Raw genomic sequence first — 17055 nt, forward strand, 5'->3', positions numbered from 1 at the left:
TCTTTGTATACGCACAGCCGCGAAGGTACAGACTGGACGCCATGAACGTCATCGGCGAGTCGATTCTGCACCCGTCCCGGTGGAGCGTGCGCGCCCGGACGACCGTGGCATCTACCCTCGTGATCGCCTTCTGCTTGGTGATCGCCGGGCTTGCACTGGTTTTCGTACTGGCGAACTCCCTGCACCTGTCCGCACTGAACAGCTCCGAGGCCCGTGCCACACAGTTGGTCCAGCAACTCACCGGGAAGAGCCCAGCCGATCTCGACCCTTCGCTTCTGTCCACCGACAGCCAGATCGGAATCGTGCAGATCGTCGACGCCGATCACCGAATAGTCGCCCAATCGCCTGGAACTGACAGCGACCTACTGTCCGAACGCATTCTCGGCCCTGACGAATCGGACACCTATGGAAGGGTCAAGAAGTCCGACGACGAGGACTACTGGCTGATCGGACAAGGCGCTCAGACGCCGGCCGGACCGGTCACCGTCTTCGTCGGCGCCGACCGTGAACCGGTTGAAACCGTGGTGACCACCGTTGCCGTTCTGCTCGCCATCGCCGGGCCCCTGGTTCTTGGACTGGCCGCGTTTGCCACTTACCGCCTGGTGGGTTCGGCTCTCGCTCCCGTGGAACGCATCCGCGCTCGGGTTGCCTCGATTTCGAGTGGCCGTCAAGGTGAACGAGTGCCCGTCCCGTCCGGGAACGACGAGATAGCCCGACTGGCAACAACAATGAACGACATGCTGGCGCGCCTCGACGAAGGCGCACTTGCTCAACAACGATTCGTCAGCGACGCCTCCCACGAATTACGTAGTCCACTGTCCACGATCACGACGGCTCTCGAACTGGCACACCGACGCCCGGATCTCCTCGACGACGCACTGATCGAAGACGCGCTACTTCCCGAGGCGCGACGGATGCGGCAGTTGATCGAGGATCTGTTGATTCTCGCGCGCTCGGACGAAAGCGAACTCGAATCCATCGGTACCGTCGTCGACGTCGACCTCGACGACATTCTGTTCGCCGAGCAGAAGCGGATCGACGGTATCTCCGAGATCGCGGTCACCGCCACCGTTGCTCCGGTTCGCGTGTCCGGAGACCCGAGGGCGTTGGCGCGCATGGTGCGAAACCTGGTCGACAACGCAGTACGGCACGCCGAGACCCTCGTGCATCTCGAGTGTTCCGAAGCCGGCCACGAAGCCCATATCGTGATCGAGGACGACGGGCCCGGAATCCCTGCAGCAGAACGCGAACGAATCTTCGGACGCTTCGTCCGCCTAGACCAGCCGCGGTCGAGGCAGGGAGGTGGCTCCGGACTCGGACTCGCCATCGCGTCGGAAATCGTTGCGGCGCATCACGGAACCATTTCCGTCAGCGAGAGGGTAGGCGGTGGAAGTCGATTCGAGGTGACAATTCCGCTACCGACCGATTGAAGATCAGGCAGTGCCGACAAAGCGGTACCCGATGCCTCGAATGGTTTCGATGCTGTGGGTTCCGAACGGGAGGTCGACCTTCTTACGTAGGTAACCGATGTAGACCTCGACGATGTTCTCGTCACCTTCGTAGTTGGTGTCCCAGACCGAGCGAACGATCTCGGTCTTCGTGACCACAACTCCGTTGTTGCGCATCAGGAACTCGAGAACGCTGTACTCACGTGGCGTCAGCGTCAATTCGATTCCCGCTCTGATCACCTGATGTTTGGCGGGGTCGAGGGACAGGTCTCCCACGGTGAGTATCGATGGACGCTGGGGAGCGCCCCGCCGCACCAGTGCGCGAAGCCGCGCGAGGAATACTACAAACGAGAAGGGCTTGACCAGGTAGTCGTCGGCACCGAGATCGAAAGCATCAGCGAGGTCGTATTCGCCGTCCTTCGCCGAGAGCATGAGGATCGGCGTCCACACCTCCCGGGCGCGTAGGTCCCGCACGATGTCGTATCCGTGTTTGCCCGGCAACATGATGTCGAGAACGATCACGTCGAATTCGTCGCTGCAGGCAGTCGCGAATCCGTCGTCCCCGTTGAGTTCCACGGCGGTCACGAATCCCTCGGCTACCAATCCCCGCCGGATCGTCTCGGCCAGGCGTACTTCGTCTTCGACAACCAGTACTCGCACCACCGGCCCCGTTTCGTCGACACGCAGTTGTTCGGATGCACCCAGTAGAGCAGACGGTGGGCCCATGACCGAGTTACGTTCAGCGTTTCTTCAGCTTCTGATCGTCACACTGCATTCATGCCAGCAACTGTGTCGACCGTGCGAAACGTGGTCACCGAAGTCTTGACCGAGAGCACCACCGCAGAAATTGCGGTTGCCGCAATCGTGGTGGCAGCCGCGCTGTTCGCATTCGGTTCGATCTACCGGGCCTCCAGCGTTCGGTCAACAGCGCTCCGCGCGTCCGGGCTCGCCCTCGCCCTGGTGACGCTCTCGATCCAGGTATATCGAAACGGGTGGTTGACGAGCTTCGACGGGCCGGTGACCGACTGGATGGTCGATCATCGGAGCGGCGCCCTCAACCAGATCGCGGTCGCCGTCACAGATCTCGGTAGCCCGGTCGCCACCGCGCTGCTCGGGATCACCTGCGGAGTGCTCATATCGTGGCGAGCGCGTTCGGTTGTTCCGGGCTTGATCGTGATCGGAACCGTTGGCGGTGCGGCAGTCGCCAGTACGGTAATCAAAGCGCTCGTCGGTCGCGAACGTCCGCCGACCAACATCCAGGTTCTTCTCGAGACCGGCCACTCGTTCCCGTCCGGTCACGTCACCGGCACAGCAGCGCTGTTCGGCATTGCGGTTCTCGTTGTGAGCGTCGACCGAACACCGTCCGTCAAACGCCTTCTGATGCTGCTCGCCGTGACGGTCACCGTTGTCGTCGCGCTCACTCGCCTCTACTTGGGAGCTCACTGGCTCACCGACGTCGTTGCCGGAGCTGTTCTCGCAACGCTTGCCGTCACTGTGGGTGGCGCTGTCTTCCGGTTCGTCGGCACGCACAACCAGTCCGAATCAACTACTGCTGCAGTGCGCTCTGCAGAACCTTCAGCACTTCACGAGCCGCAGTCGGCCCGGTATTGAGGTAGAAGACGTCGTCGTCGACAGCAACGGCATGGTTGGCAATCACTCCACGTAACTGCGCCCACAACGGCGCGTTGGTCAACGTCGCCGGGTCCCCGCCTTGCACTCCGTAGAAGATCCAATCAGCGTCCGCCACGTTCAGCTCTTCCTCACTGATGTCTCGGGAGGTGTCGTCGAATTGCTGCGACTCCGGACGCGTCAGGCCGGCATCCTGGGCGATACTTCCGGTGAACGAAGGAATACCGAAGATGCGCAAGCGATTTCCGTTCTGGCGGGTGAACGACACTGTCGGCGGCGACGAAAGGGACGCACCCAAGGCCGCGGCGTCGGCGTTGAACGTATCCAGCAGTGCCGTCGCCTGCTGCGTCTTACCTACCCCGTCGGCAACCAGCAGGAAGTCCTGCTTCCAGTTGACGCCGGTCCCCTGCGTTGCCACGGTGGGCGCAATTGCCGAAAGCTGGTCGTACAGCGAATCAGCATCCTTCCCTGCAACATTCATCAAGATCAGGTCAGGATCGAGCTTGACGATCGCTTCGAAGTTCGGTGTGAAGCGCCCACCTGCGTCGACGACATCACCTAGCTGGGTGCGGAATTCGGGGTATGCGGCCAACAGGTACGGCGGCACCAGGTCCGCACCGTCACCACGAGTCGAAGCCGCAGGAACGACGCCGAGAGATAAAAGCGCATCTGCTTGCCCGGTCGAAATGACGACAACCTTTTCGGGCTGCGATTCGATCGTGGTGTCACCTTTGAAGTGTGAAACGGTACGAGGGAATTCGCCGTCCGACTTTCCGCTCCCCATTCCAGCCGGGACTTCTCGCGGAGCGACAAACGCAGAGTCCGCCGGAGTCGACGCACTGATGTCAGTGTCTGTGGGCGAGGCGTCGCTCGAGCAGCCACTGAGAGCTGCCACCAATGTCAGTGCGCCGATCAGCATTACACTGCGTGACTTCTGTCCAAAATTCATGATCGTGTCCCGTACGTCGTGAAGCATGACAGCTTCATCTACCGTCATGGTTAGGTGACCCTACCCTTTGAGGAACTGTAAACTATATCTGTGTCAGATACAGTTTTGGGACGTGGATCACACGGGACCGGTCGCTACTCTGATCGCGTGCCCACTGCGGAAGAAGCATCGAGATCACTCATCGCTGCGGCGTTCGAATTGCGTCGAGCGCTGCGTGAATACATGGATACGTCGGGTACCGACGCGACTTTGCCAGAGGCACAATCCGAGGTACTTCACGATGTCGCGCACCATCCCGGCACTCGCATCGGGGCCGTGGCCGATCGCCTCTCCAGACGCCCGAACACCGTCAGCACGCTGGTGCGCATCCTCTCCGACAAGGACCTGATCGAGCGGCGACCCGATCCCACAGACGGCCGGGTGAGCACGCTTTTCGTGAAGGACGAGCGAAGCGCGCGCCGGGACCGTCGGTCCGAATTACGCATCGGCGTCCTGGCCCAAGAACTGACAGCCCTCGACGAACGTGACCTCGACACATTGACCACTGCCATCGGCATCCTCGACCGAGTCAATCGATCACTGCGAGTTCACGCACCGCGATGATGCCACTCAGGTGACTTTCCCACTCTTCTCGTAGACGTCGGCAAAACGCCTCATCTGCTCCGTGATGCCCGTCAGGCTGTACCCCGTACGCAGTTCTACCGAGGCAACCTGGCCCGAAACCACAGCCGGAAGCCTGGTGAACGTCGGCGAATTGAGCTCCGGCGCGTCAGACCACGTCGGCGGAATCAGGAGGAGATCGGCCGGAAAGACGCCCGGCTCTTCCCAACTCGCTGATGCCCAGAAACCGTCCTCGCTGTCCAGCTTCGCGAATTCGACGCCCATCGTTTCGAGAATACTTCCGAGCGGAGTCCATCCCGGCACCGCGTAGTCAAGGCTCGACTCCAACGGAATCGCGTATGCAACAGAGATATTCGTTCGCGATGTGGCCAATTCACGCACCCGGTCACCGAGCGCACTCAACTCTTCCCGTTTTGCCGCGTAGACCGGCGAGGTGTCGGTGCCGCCGATACCCTGGACCAACGAACTGAAGCTGTCCAACGCCGCTTGCGCCCCGTCGGTGATCTTGACACCTGCAATGGGAGCAACCTCTTCGACGCGAGCGATATCGTCGCCCCAGATGCTGCCGAAGTTTCCGCCGTTGTACGAACTCCAGATGTCGATGACCAGATCCGGGTCCACTGCCAGGAGTTTCTCGGCACTGATATCTGTGTCGGTCTCGCTGACATGGGCAATTCCACTGAAGTCGAATGCACTCAACGTTGATTCGTCCAGCCTGGAAAAGCCGATGATGCCGACCGGCACGACGCCGTATTCGAGTAGCACCGGCGCGGTGTCCGCCGTCGCCACAATGCGTTCGGGGATCTTGTCGAGCGAAATCTGCTGACCACGCGCATCGACATACGTCCACACATCACCGTCGGACTTCGCGTCGGTCGTCGAGGTGCCACATGCTGCCAGCACCGTCGAAAGTGCCACTGCCACAGCCATGAAGATGGCCCTGCTACCGCGTTTCGAACGCGGCGCAACAAAATCGATCACTTCTGCCCCATGCTGTCGAGCGGGTTTCGGGCGAACCCCGAACCCGGAAAGTAAAGTAAGCCTCGCCTACATGGCTAACGGTAGAGCGGATCAGGGGATGACGCAATCGCGGAGTTTTGTCAAAGAATGTCGAAATCGGATCAACGATCCGCGTTCTTTCGAAATGCCATCGGCGTGACACCGGTGGACTGTTTGAAAGCGGCGACGAAACTACTGGGCGTCGAGTATCCGATCTGCTCTGCCACGTCGGCGACCGCAACACCTTGGCCGAGTAGGGACATCGCCACGTTCATCCGAAGCAGTACTCGCCACTGACCGAAACTCACGCCGGTGTCCACCTTGAATCGACGAGCCAAAGTGCTGGTGCTGACGCCGATCTCGTTCGCCCAGTCTCCGAAACTGCGTGGGTCCTCCGGATGGGACAACAGGTCGCGTGCAATCCGCCCGACCGGGCCCGAATCGGGGATCTTCATCGCTCCGCGCTCGTCGCCGGGAACAACGAGGTCGAAGAACACTCGCTCGGCGCGGCGCCTCGCGTCGTCCGACATCTCGCGAGCACTCAGATGCAGAAACAACTCGTAGAGTAGCGGCGTGCCGTGTACCGCAACCGGGCGATCACCGAGCGAAGGCCCCTGCCCTACAGCGCAATACACCGTCAGGAACTGCGCACCCGCGGCAACGCGCACCGAGTGTCGATGCAGTGCCGGTATCCACAGCCCTCGTCCCGGCAACAACGTCCACATCTGGGCGCCCGAGCGAACAACCACAATGCCGGAACGCGGGAACAGAATCTCGTTCGATCGGTGCGCGTGGGTTTCCCATGTCACCGGTTGATCAGCACTCGACGCACCACCCCACAGAACCAAATCTTCGGGCTCGTCGTCTAATTCGTGTTCGGATACCACCAGCTCGTCGCTCGACGGCACGCCCCACCGGAGCCAATCACCGTCGACCTCGGATTTTGTCCGCCTCACGTCTACATCCCTGGATCGACCGTCGTCTGTCCAGGTGACTGTAACCGCTACCCACGCCGAGCAGGTGCGGCAGGAAGTTGATCCCACCGCACCTGACCCCGAGTCGCCCCTCTAGTTCATGTCGTTCGCAATGATGTTCTCGATGTTCCGTTCGGCCAGAGCGGTGATGGTGACAAACGGATTGACTCCGACATTGCCCGGAACGAGGGATCCGTCCATGACATACAGTCCCGGGTACTCCGGCAGACGACCGTAACCGTCGGTCGCCTTGCCAAGCACACAACCGCCGAGGGGGTGGTACGTCAACTGGTCGCCCCACGTCTGCACCGGACCGAAGAGGTCGGTCCGGTAGATCGTGCCTTCCTTCTTGTTGATCTTGTCGAAGAGTTTCTTCGCCATGTCGATCGACGGCTGGTTCTGCGAGCGCTGCCAATTCAAACCGACTTTGCCTGTTGCCGAATTGAATTGGAACTGAGCACGTTGCGGATTCTTGGCAATCGCCAAGTACAGGCTGACCCACAGTTCGGTACCGGCTGGGAAGGGCGCGATTTCCGCGAACACAGGAGCGGATGTGTCAGCCCAGTTGTCGATACCCATCACGGGGATCGCCGACTGCTTCGCGCCGGTGGCGTCCCACATGTGATTGGCGCGACCCACCATCACGTTGCCGTTGTGCCCCCATTCCTGCCCAACCGCACCCGGCAAATTCGCCAGCTGCCCTTGTGCTTTCATCGCGACCAGGAGCTTACTGGTACCGATACTGCCGGCCGCGAAGAAGACCTTGTCCGCGGTCACCGTCTTGGTGCCGACGGTGTTGCCCTGCTCGTTGATCTGGTTCATCACCACTTGATATCCACCACCGGTCGCGGCCGGCGCAACCGAGGTCACGACGTGCAGCGCCGAGATCGTGAGCTTGCCGGTGGCGGATGCCGCAGCGAGGTACGTCTTGTCCAGAGACTTCTTTCCCGCGTTGTTGCCGTAGATGACCTCACTCACCAGGGCAGACTTGGTGACCTGACCAGCAGCTTCCTGCTTCATGTAGTTGAAGTCGTAAACATTCGGCACGAATGTTGTTGTGTAACCGGATCTCTCAGCGGTCTTTCGGCCGGTTCGTGCAAACTTGTAGTACTCGGTCGACTCGAACCAGGCCGGGTCGATGTTGTTGACTCCGAGCGCAGCGTTGGCCCGCGGGAAGTACGTCGAGTACATCTCGTTGGAATCGACCCCGGGCAGGATCTCTTCGAAGTAGTTGCGCTTGGGTGTGACGGCCATGCCGCCGTTGACCAGCGACCCGCCGCCGACCCCTCGGCCTTGGTAGACCTTGATCCCGCCGAAGTCCTCGGCGTCGAGAACGCCGACGTAGCGGCTGATGTTCTTGTCCACCGAGCCGCCGGAGAAGTGTGAAACCGGTTGAACTGTACGGTCTCTGAGCCAGAAGGAACGTCCGTCCGGTGAGAGCATCGGGCAGAAGACCTTGCCGTCGGACCCCGGTGTGGTCCACGACTTCCCCATCTCGACCATGTGTGTGTCGATGCCGGCCTGCGTCAGCCGAAGAGCCGCAACGGCTCCGCCGTACCCGCTGCCGATCACGAGCGCAGGGACACGGTCTCCGTCGCTCAATGCTCGCCTGGGCGCAGCGGCGGCCGTAGTCCACGAGGACGAGAGCGCAGCGGCGCCCACAGCTAATCCTGTTGCTGCCAAGAAGTTTCTACGCGAGAGCGTGGAATTGGTACGTGCGTGCCGTTCGTTGGATCCAGCGCGAATGCTCAAGTGTGCCCTTCTCTTTCCGTGACCCCCGCGCTGAGATATACCGGGAGAAACCGAACGAGAAGTCCATACTCGTGGGTAACTTCGAGGAACCGTTGATTTTCCATGAAAAGGGCCGATGAACAGAAAGTTCACCGGCCCTCCGAAAGAACGAGTCAGGGAAGAGAGATGCGCCCTTCGACGGCGCCGAGTCCGATGTCCGTGCGGAAATGACCGCCGGGAAGCTTGACGTCGGCGATCTTTGCGTAGGCGTCGTCACGCGCTTCGGTCAGATCCTTGCCCACTCCGACAACACTCAGCACACGCCCGCCGGCCGAGACGACGGCTCCGTCTTCACGCTTTTTGGTACCGGCATGCAGGACTCCGTCGGCGTCGGCTCCGGTGATCACGTCGCCGGTGCGGGGGGTCGCCGGGTAGTTCTCGGCAGCAATCACGACCGTGACAGCGGAACCGTCGCGCCACTGCAACGGACCGACCGAATCGAGTGTTCCGGTCGATGCCGCATTGAGTAGACCGCCCAGCGGCGTTTCGAGGAGAGCAAGCACGGCCTGAGTTTCGGGGTCACCGAATCGGCAGTTGAATTCGACGACGGCCGGGCCGTCGACACCGATCGCGAGTCCGGCGTAGAGAAGGCCGGAGAAACTGCTACCGCGTGCGACCAACTCGGCAGCGACGGGCTTGACGACGTCGTCGACGATCTGCGTGACCATCTCGTCGGGCAGCCACGGCAAGGGTGTGTACGCGCCCATGCCGCCGGTGTTGGGTCCGGAGTCTCCGTCGCCGACGCGCTTGTGGTCCTGAGCCGGGAGCAGTGGGATCACAGTTTCACCGTCGACGAGGCAGAAGAGCGAAACTTCGGGACCGTCGAGGAAGGATTCGAGAAGAACCGGGTGCCCGGTCTCGAGCAGTTCAGCGGCATGATCGCGCGCGGCGAGACGATCCGTCGTGACGACTACGCCCTTGCCCGCGGCCAGCCCGTCATCCTTGACCACCCAGTTGGGACCGAAGCGGTCGAGTGCTTCGTCGAGCTTGGCCGGATTGTCGACGATCTCGCTGTGAGCGGTCTTGACGCCGGCGACAGCCATCACGTCCTTGGCGAAAGCCTTCGAACCCTCGATGCGGGCGGCGTCGGCCGAAGGACCGAAGCAGGCGATACCTGCTGCGCGCACCGCGTCTGCGACGCCGAGGACCAGCGGAACCTCGGGTCCGATGACGACGAGGTCGGCTTCGACCTTCTGGGCCAGCGCGGTAACCGCGTCACCAGAGGCGACGTCGACGGGGTGCTGCTCGGCGATTTTTGCGATCCCGGCATTGCCAGGCGCGCAGATCAGGGCCGTGACACCTGGATCGCGAGCAAGAGAGAGAAGGAGGGCATGTTCACGGGCTCCGGAGCCGATTACTAGTACGCGCACGGGGAACAGACTACGGCCTGCGATAACAGCGCTCTCGGAGTGCCACTGACGGGGCCAAGGTCCCAGCGTTCGACCTTTGTGCGAAATATCCGTTTCGAGATGAGATCATATGAATACCTGAATAGGTGAACAGATGTTTTCGGACACCTGTCCACCAAGGAAAGGACACCCGTGAAACTCCATAAACCAGGCGTTCTGACGCTCACCGCAACCGCCGCAATCGGCGCACTTCTGATCACGTCGTGCAGTAGCCCGACTGGCACCGACTCCTCGGGCAACAACGACGGCCTGGTCTTGGCCGACGGCTACGAACTGGGCGGCTACAACCCGGTCGCAGGGTTCGGCGCTGCCGGTGAGGCCAAGATGTACGACGGTCTCGTCCGGCTCACCGGAGGCACCGGTATGCCGGGATTCGAGCCGTCTCTGGCCGCGGAGATGCCCACGGCCAACGCCGACGCGACAGTCTGGACGGTCAAACTCCGCGACGGGGTCACCTTCTCCGACGGGTCGACCTTCGACGCCGCCGACGTGGTTGCCACGTACCAGGCGATCCTCGATCCAGCTTCCGCCTCCGAAGCGCGGTCGTCGTACGACATGATCAGCGACGTCGTGGCCGTCGACGACAGCACAGTCGAGTTCCGCCTCGCCTACTCGTATGCCCCACTGCTGACGAAGATGCTGATCGGCATGGTTCCATCGGAATCCCTCGTGACACCCGGGCTTGCCGCCGAATCGCCGTTGAACACCGCACCGGTTGGTACGGGTCCGTACACACTCGTCGACCTCTCACCGGATCGAGCCGTCTTCGAGGCGAACGAGAACTACTGGGACGGTGCGCCGGAGATCAAGAAGCTGACTCTCCTCTACGTTCCTGACGACAACACCCGCGCCCAACGTATGGTGTCCGGCGAGATCGACGGAACCAATCTCCCTCCACTGCTTGCCAATACGTTCTCAGGCAAGGACAACATGTCCGTGACGGCTCATCAGTCAGCAGACTGGCGCGGGCTCTCACTCCCGACGAACAATCCCGTGGCAGGCGACAAAGCCGTGCGGATGGCGCTCAACCTCGCCGCCAATCGCCAGTCGATGATCGACAACGTCCTGGGCGGACACGGGCGCGTCGCCGCCACTCCGATCCCCGAGGTCTACGGCGATTCGTACAACCCGAGCGCAACCTTCGCCTACGACCCGACCCAGGCCGAGCGAATACTCACCGAAGCGGGCTGGATCGAAGGTGCCGACGGAATCCGTTCGAAAGACGGTCAGCGGGCACAGTTCACGATCATGTACAACTCCGTCGACACCGTTCGACGCGATCTCGCTCAGGCATTTGCCTCCGACGCTCTCGCTGTCGGCATCGAAATAGATCTCGAAGCACTCTCCTGGGACCGCATAGACCCTCGAATCAACCAGGATTCGACGCTTCTCGGTGGCGGCGACGAACCTTTCGACCCCGACACACAGGCGTACGACGCGCTGAACTCGAAGTACATCGCGCCCGGGGTCGGCAGCATCTACGACAACGCCAGTGACTACTCCAATCCAGCAGTCGACGCAGGCTTGGAAGTAGGACGCCGCAGCCTGGATCAGGCAACGCGTGATGCCGCGTATCGCGACGTACAGCAGGCGTACGTCGAAGATCCCGGATTTGTCATCCTCGTATTCCTCGACCATACGTACGTGTCGAAGGATTCCGACTGGCAGATGTCCGGACCGGTACTCGAACCACACTCACACGGTGTGACCTGGGGTCCATGGTGGTCACTGCAGACGTGGGCCCGAGGGCAATGACAGCGGTCGACGTTCGGCCAGACGCGGGGCCGACACGGGGCCACCGTGACAACTCCCGCCGAAAGGCCATCCTCACGATGGTCGGTCGGCGGGTGTTGTTCATCGTGCCGGTCATCGCCGTGGTGTCCGCGGGACTCTTTGCAGCCGCCGCGATCTCACCGTTCGATCCACTGGTCGGCTACCTCGGCACGCGATACATGACGACAAGCGACGCGGACAAAGCGTTGATCGCCGATCAGATGGGTTTCGACAACCCCTGGTACAGCACGTACTGGAATTGGGTCCAGGGTGTGTTCACCGGCGATCTCGGGATCTCCCGATCGTTCAATCAGCCTGTTTCCCAAGTCATCTTCGAACGTCTGCCATGGACCTTGCTGCTGGTCGGTATCTCACTCCTCATCGCGATTCTCGCCTCGCTGACACTCGGTGTTCTCGCCGGAATCCGCAGTGGAGGATTCCTGGACAAGACCGTGTCAGGGCTGAGCGTCGTGGTCCAAGGACTTCCGCCGTTTGTCTTGTCGCTGGGTGCCATCGCGCTCTTCGCGCTGACTCTCGGCTGGCTCCCGGTCGCCGGACTGACCGACGGGGGCGCCGATCCCACACCGGGACAGGTGATCCGGCACTTGGTCCTACCGGTGACGGTGCTCGCCATTTCGCAAATGCCGTGGCTCCTACTTGCCGTCCGAGAGTCCGTCGTGGGTTCGAAGAGTGAGGGATTTGTCGCCGGCGCGGTAGCACGCGGTATCCCGACGCCGACCATCACGAAGCGCCACATACTGCCCACATCACTGGCACCTTTCGTCAACATCGTCGGCGTGCGGTTGCCCGAGCTGATAGTCGGGGCAGTGCTGGTGGAAGAGGTGTTCAGTTGGCCGGGGATCGCCGGCGCCATCGTGTCGTCTGCGCGAGACCTAGACATGGCACTGCTCGCGTTCCTCACCGTCGGTACGACATTGACGGTCATGCTCGGCTCACTGCTTGCCGACGTGCTGGTTGCAGTGCTCGACCCGAGAGTAGGTACCGATGGCTGAACGACGCTTCAAGATCGCCCTCGGCGTGCTGATCCTCGTTGCGCTGTACGCGGCGTTGGTCCCATGGTTGGCCGACGTCGACGACCGAGTCACAGACTTCTCGGCGGCTCGCCTGGCTCCGTCGTTCGATCACCCGTTCGGAACCGACTCGGCGGGCCGAGATCTATTCGTGCGCATAGCTGCAGGCATCAGAACCTCACTTCTGATCGCACTCGCCTGCGCGCTGCTCGCCACGGTGATCGGCGTCGCCGTCGGCACTACGGCCGGACTGGTCGGCGGCTGGGTGGACAGGTTCGTCATGCGCGGCACCGATGCCGTCAACGCACTCCCCCACCTGTTGCTCGGCATCGTCATCGTCGCGATGTTCCGTGGAAGCATTGCCGCCATCGTGCTTTCGATCGCACTGACCCACTGGACCCAAGTGGCCCGGATCATCCGCTCAGAGATCTTGAGTCTGCGCGAGCGTCCCTACATCGACGCCGCCATTCTCGCGGGAGCAAGTCGACGTCACGTGATCATGCGCCACCTCGTGCCGGCGACCGCGCCACAGGCCTTGATCGCAGTCGTTCTCCTGCTGCCCCATGCCGTCTGGCACGAATCAACATTGTCCTTCCTGGGTTTCGGTCTTCCCCCGCACAAACCCAGTCTCGGGACGCTCCTCGAAGAGGCACGCAGTTCTCTACTCCTCGGCGGTTGGTGGACGCTTGCATTCCCCGCCGCAGTCCTCGTGATCGCCACCGTCGCTGTTGCAGTTGCCGGTTCGGCCCTGCGGTCGATGCTCACGCCCCCTCGACCTTCGGAGCTACGACTGTGAAACGCGGCCTACGCATCAAATCCCTCACCGTCAGGATCCCTTTGCCCGGAGGATCCGTAGTCCACGCTGCGAGCGACATCGACCTCGACGTTCCAGCCGGCACGGTGACCGCACTTGTCGGGGAATCCGGGTGTGGCAAGTCGATCATCGCCACCTCGGTCATGAACATGTTGCCGCCGAATGCTTCTCGAACCGGAACGGTCACCGTCGATACAGCGGACCTCGAGATCGACGTCTTCTCCGGCACCGCGTTCCGTGGGCGGCACGTGGCTCTCGTTCCACAATCCGCCGCAACACATCTCACCCCCGTCCGGACTGCGCGATCGCAGCTACAGGAGACGATCGACGCACTCGGCAGCGATCACACTTGCGACGCCTTGGCACTTCGCGTCGGACTCGAACCGTCGGCCCTGGACTGTTACCCGCACGAGCTGTCGGGCGGCATGGCGCAACGCGTTGCCATTGCCGGTGCGCTGGCCGGTAATCCATCGGTGATCGTCGCAGACGAACCCACCGCCAACCTCGATCGCGAACTCACCGACCGCGTCATGGGATTACTTCGAGAGTGCGCTGACTCCGGGGCGGCTGTCCTGCTCATCACCCATGACCTTGCATCACTCACCCGCAGCGATGTCGCGGATCGACTTGCCGTCATGTACGCATCACGCATCATGGAAACCGGTCCGGCGGCTCTGGTGTTCCAAGATCCGCTTCACGACTACACCCGAGACCTGCTCGACGCCTTGCCATCCCGAGGCTTGACTCCCATGCCCGGATCACCACCGCAACTCACCGATCTCCCCGATGACTGCGTCTACCACTTACGACGCCCGGAGTCGAAACAATCCGGTGGCCCGACCGAACTGGTCACACTCGGTGACCGCACGTACCGAACACTGCGGAAGGTGGGCTGACATGAGTTTGCAAGCTCTGGGAATTACCAGCGGTTACCACCGGAACCGACCGGTGCTCGAGAACGTCTCGCTCGAAATTCCGCCGGGAAGGCTGATCGGCCTGACCGGGCCTTCTGGCACCGGAAAATCAACACTTGCAAGGATTCTCGCCTCGTTGGATGCACCGTGGTCAGGCGAGGTGCGAATCGACGGATCACCCGTCGTGGGTACCAAATTCTCGGTATCCGCGGCACTGCGCGGGACGGTGTCCATGCTGTTTCAGTCACCTCGCGCATCAACCGACCCTCGGCAGACGCTCGCCTCGGTCATCGGTCAACCCGGCGATATTGCCGCTAGGACAATCGATGTGGTCGCACTGGCAGCAGAAGTGGGCCTCACTCCCGATCTCTTGTCCCGTAGACCCCACCAGGTGAGCGACGGCCAACTGCAGCGCGCCTGTCTAGCGAGATCGCTGGCGCAACAACCGAAATACCTCATCTGTGACGAGGCGACGGCGATGCTCGACGCCGCCACGACGGCCGCGCTCATTCGGTTGATCGAGAGTCGCGCCACCGAAACCGGCGTCGGCGTATTACTGATCAGCCATGATCGCGAATTGCTCGGCGCCTGCTGCGACGTGGTCCACGACCTCGACGGCATTCGCGCTTAGAGCGTGTTGCCAATCCTGATCCGGTAGTTCACGGGCGAGTGTTTATGCGTTTTGCGTGATGCGATTTCGGATGAGGCGGGGGAGGTGATCGGTCCGTTGCTCCCGAAGGTGAAGGCGACCGGTCAACCGCCCGTAGATCGGCGCACGGTGTTCGAACCGACTGCGTGGCGGTTCCGGACGGGAGCGCGCTCCACCGACTCTCCTGCAACACTCGCAACTCTGCCTGGGATCTTCCTTGCCGCCTGCACCAACGAGGCGCTTACTGATCAAACGGCGCCGTGAACGACACTGGTTTGCCGGTGGCGCGCGCGTACGCGATCTCTCGGCGCGTGGACTCGCCAATGTATCCGCGTGGGTTGACGACCAGCACCCGATCAGCCAGGTCGATCTTGCGCAGGTGAAGCGCGTCGAGCAGCGTTTTCTGCTCGACAGAGATCGCCTCGTCTACTTCACCCGGCGCGACGACGATCACGCCTGCGAACGTCAGGTCGCGGTTCGCCTCCCGCATCTCTTCAGCGAATCGCACAGAGCCGCAAATACAGACAATCTCAGGTCGATCAGGCACGCTTCATTCTCTCATCGACCCGAGAACGCACGGCCATACCAGTCTCATCTGCCACCTCGGGCAACACACCCCAGCCCAACAAAATTGACCCTTGACTCGAACGCGTGTTCGAGTATTGTTTTGGGTGGGGATCGGGGGATTCAATGAGTGTCTATCTGTCGGACGTGGTTTCGGGTTCTGCGGTGGGGTTGCGCGGTCGCCTGTGGCAGCTGTCTGCTTCTGAGTTGCGTGCTGCCGCTATCGAGGCGAGTGCGGAGATTCTTCGTCTCGAGGCTGTGCGGGTGGCGGTGGTGGACGAACTCTCGATGCGTCCTGATGATCAGGTGATTGCCAGCCGCGGGGTGGGTTGCTGGTTGGCGGCAAACACGATGCTGCAAATCCGGGACGGGAAGAAGATCGCCGCCCTCGGTGCAGCGCTACGCCCGTTTCCGGCAGTGGCGGCCCGATTCGATGACGGGGACTGCTCCTTCGATCATGCCGTGTTGATCGTGGCGTTCTGCGAATCACCACCAAAGGGCATGCCTGACGAAGCGCTACCGAAGTGCATCGATTTGTTGTTGGCTGCCGCTTCCGGAGTGGAGGCGACGACCACGAAGGTGCGGAGTGTTATCGCGACCTTGGAGCGAATCTTCGAGTCCGATGAGATTCCACCCGCCGAGGATGTGGATCGGAACGAGTTGCGGATCGCGTCGACGTTGAACGGTCGGGTGGTGGTGCGCGGTGATTTCGACGCTCTCACCGGCGAAATGTTGTTGTCGGCGTTGTCGAATCTGACGATGCCCACCCCGGCACCCGATGGAACCCCGGATTCTCGGTCGGCGGCGAAGCGGACCGCCGATGGGTTCACCGAACTGATCCGCCGCTATCTGGACTGCGCGAAGACCGGTACGGATGGTGGTCAGCGTCCGCACGTGAACGTGCACATCAACGCCCGCGACCTCGCTGAGCATCGGGACTGCGCAGCCGCACCCGCTACTTCTGGTAGTGGAGTGGCTGTGTCGGATCTTGATGTCGGGCACATGCCCTGGCTGGGGCCACTGTCCGTCTCGCAGACCAGACTCCTCGGCTGCGACTGCTTCCTGTCCACCGTACTGCTCGACGACCACGGCGCACCGCTCGATGCGAAACCCGGAAAGCGATTAGTGTCCGCCGAACAGCGAGTGGCGCTGATCGCCCGAGACAAAGGCTGCGCCTTCCCCGGCTGCACATGTGTACCGGCCTGGACCGATGCACACCACATCCGGCACTGGGCCAACGGCGGCCCGACCGTGATGAACAACCTTGTCCTACTGTGCCGTTCACATCACCGGCTGATGCACCGGAAATCCGGGTTCGTCGGGAAGTGGGTAATCCGCATCGGCGTCGACAACAAACCCTGGTTCATCCCACCACCGTCGATCGACCCGCAGCAGCACCCGCGGCCGGCGAACACCACCTTCAAAACCTGAGGACGAACCTCAGGCATACAACTTCACGCCAGGTCCGCATCGGGGGGAGCACCTCCGAT

General features: G+C 61.8%; 16 protein-coding genes. 9 read left to right on the forward strand and 7 right to left on the reverse strand.

What is annotated here, in order from left to right; genetic code table 11:
* Positions 1–41 precede the first annotated feature (41 nt).
* The gene (locus QM596_RS16630) at positions 42–1430 is read left to right on the forward strand and encodes a sensor histidine kinase (protein ID WP_030534674.1); all 1389 of its coding nucleotides are present in this window, start codon (positions 42–44) and stop codon (positions 1428–1430) included.
* Positions 1431–1433: 3 nt separating this feature from the next.
* On the opposite strand, the gene QM596_RS16635 is transcribed toward QM596_RS16630, so the two are convergent.
* Positions 1434–2108 carry a response regulator transcription factor gene (locus QM596_RS16635; RefSeq protein ID WP_030534675.1) on the reverse strand — a complete coding sequence of 225 codons (675 nt, stop codon included), beginning with the start codon at positions 2106–2108 and terminating at the stop codon, positions 1434–1436.
* Between the two features lie 117 nt (positions 2109–2225).
* Between QM596_RS16635 and QM596_RS16640 the strand changes: the two genes are divergently transcribed.
* Positions 2226–3059 (forward strand): phosphatase PAP2 family protein, encoded by an 834-nt coding sequence (locus QM596_RS16640; RefSeq protein WP_202022464.1) that lies wholly within the window; start codon positions 2226–2228, stop codon positions 3057–3059.
* On the opposite strand, the gene QM596_RS16645 is transcribed toward QM596_RS16640, so the two are convergent.
* On the reverse strand, positions 2995–4074 hold the full coding sequence (locus QM596_RS16645) for an ABC transporter substrate-binding protein (RefSeq protein ID WP_020968543.1): 1080 nt from the start codon (positions 4072–4074) through the stop codon (positions 2995–2997). The genes QM596_RS16640 and QM596_RS16645 overlap by 65 nt on opposite strands.
* Before the next feature lie 99 nt (positions 4075–4173).
* On the opposite strand from QM596_RS16645, the gene QM596_RS16650 reads away from it, so the two are divergent.
* Entirely contained in the window at positions 4174–4629 is a 456-nt protein-coding gene (locus QM596_RS16650; RefSeq protein WP_020968542.1) for a MarR family winged helix-turn-helix transcriptional regulator, read from the forward strand.
* A gap of 6 nt (positions 4630–4635) precedes the next feature.
* On the opposite strand, the gene QM596_RS16655 is transcribed toward QM596_RS16650, so the two are convergent.
* The 4 genes from QM596_RS16655 to purD form a co-directional block, all read right to left on the reverse strand.
* Positions 4636–5577: a substrate-binding domain-containing protein gene (locus tag QM596_RS16655; protein ID WP_172932299.1), complete on the reverse strand. Its 942-nt coding sequence runs from the start codon at positions 5575–5577 to the stop codon at positions 4636–4638.
* Positions 5578–5768: 191 nt separating this feature from the next.
* Entirely contained in the window at positions 5769–6602 is an 834-nt protein-coding gene (locus QM596_RS16660) for a helix-turn-helix domain-containing protein (RefSeq protein WP_031332880.1), read from the reverse strand.
* Positions 6603–6713: 111 nt separating this feature from the next.
* Positions 6714–8372, reverse strand: a complete 1659-nt coding sequence (locus QM596_RS16665; RefSeq protein WP_019747046.1) for a GMC oxidoreductase — start codon at positions 8370–8372, stop codon at positions 6714–6716.
* Positions 8373–8524: 152 nt separating this feature from the next.
* A complete protein-coding gene (purD, locus tag QM596_RS16670; RefSeq protein WP_021333105.1) occupies positions 8525–9781 on the reverse strand; it encodes a phosphoribosylamine--glycine ligase in 1257 nt (418 codons plus the stop codon).
* A 171-nt stretch (positions 9782–9952) separates the two neighbouring features.
* Between purD and QM596_RS16675 the strand changes: the two genes are divergently transcribed.
* The 5 genes from QM596_RS16675 to QM596_RS16695 are packed head-to-tail and all read left to right on the forward strand — an operon-like array spanning position 9953 to position 14983.
* Positions 9953–11575 (forward strand): ABC transporter substrate-binding protein, encoded by a 1623-nt coding sequence (locus tag QM596_RS16675; RefSeq protein WP_283309477.1) that lies wholly within the window; start codon positions 9953–9955, stop codon positions 11573–11575.
* The gene (locus QM596_RS16680; RefSeq protein ID WP_283309651.1) at positions 11572–12606 is read left to right on the forward strand and encodes an ABC transporter permease; all 1035 of its coding nucleotides are present in this window, start codon (positions 11572–11574) and stop codon (positions 12604–12606) included. Before QM596_RS16675 ends, QM596_RS16680 begins: the two co-directional genes overlap by 4 nt.
* Positions 12599–13420 (forward strand): ABC transporter permease, encoded by an 822-nt coding sequence (locus QM596_RS16685; RefSeq protein ID WP_020906350.1) that lies wholly within the window; start codon positions 12599–12601, stop codon positions 13418–13420. The genes QM596_RS16680 and QM596_RS16685 overlap by 8 nt, the downstream gene beginning before the upstream one ends.
* Positions 13417–14334, forward strand: a complete 918-nt coding sequence (locus QM596_RS16690; RefSeq protein ID WP_283309480.1) for an oligopeptide/dipeptide ABC transporter ATP-binding protein — start codon at positions 13417–13419, stop codon at positions 14332–14334. Before QM596_RS16685 ends, QM596_RS16690 begins: the two co-directional genes overlap by 4 nt.
* Position 14335: 1 nt before the next feature.
* Positions 14336–14983, forward strand: a complete 648-nt coding sequence (locus tag QM596_RS16695) for an ABC transporter ATP-binding protein (protein ID WP_283309482.1) — start codon at positions 14336–14338, stop codon at positions 14981–14983.
* A 259-nt stretch (positions 14984–15242) separates the two neighbouring features.
* On the opposite strand, the gene QM596_RS16700 is transcribed toward QM596_RS16695, so the two are convergent.
* Positions 15243–15491, reverse strand: a complete 249-nt coding sequence (locus QM596_RS16700) for a hypothetical protein (protein WP_225320279.1) — start codon at positions 15489–15491, stop codon at positions 15243–15245.
* 200 nt (positions 15492–15691) lie between these two features.
* On the opposite strand from QM596_RS16700, the gene QM596_RS16705 reads away from it, so the two are divergent.
* Positions 15692–16996, forward strand: a complete 1305-nt coding sequence (locus tag QM596_RS16705) for an HNH endonuclease signature motif containing protein (protein WP_283309484.1) — start codon at positions 15692–15694, stop codon at positions 16994–16996.
* Positions 16997–17055 lie beyond the last annotated feature (59 nt).

It is taken from the genome of Rhodococcus sp. IEGM 1406 (assembly GCF_030056745.1).
Taxonomy (GTDB): Bacteria; Actinomycetota; Actinomycetes; order Mycobacteriales; family Mycobacteriaceae; genus Rhodococcus_F; species Rhodococcus_F erythropolis.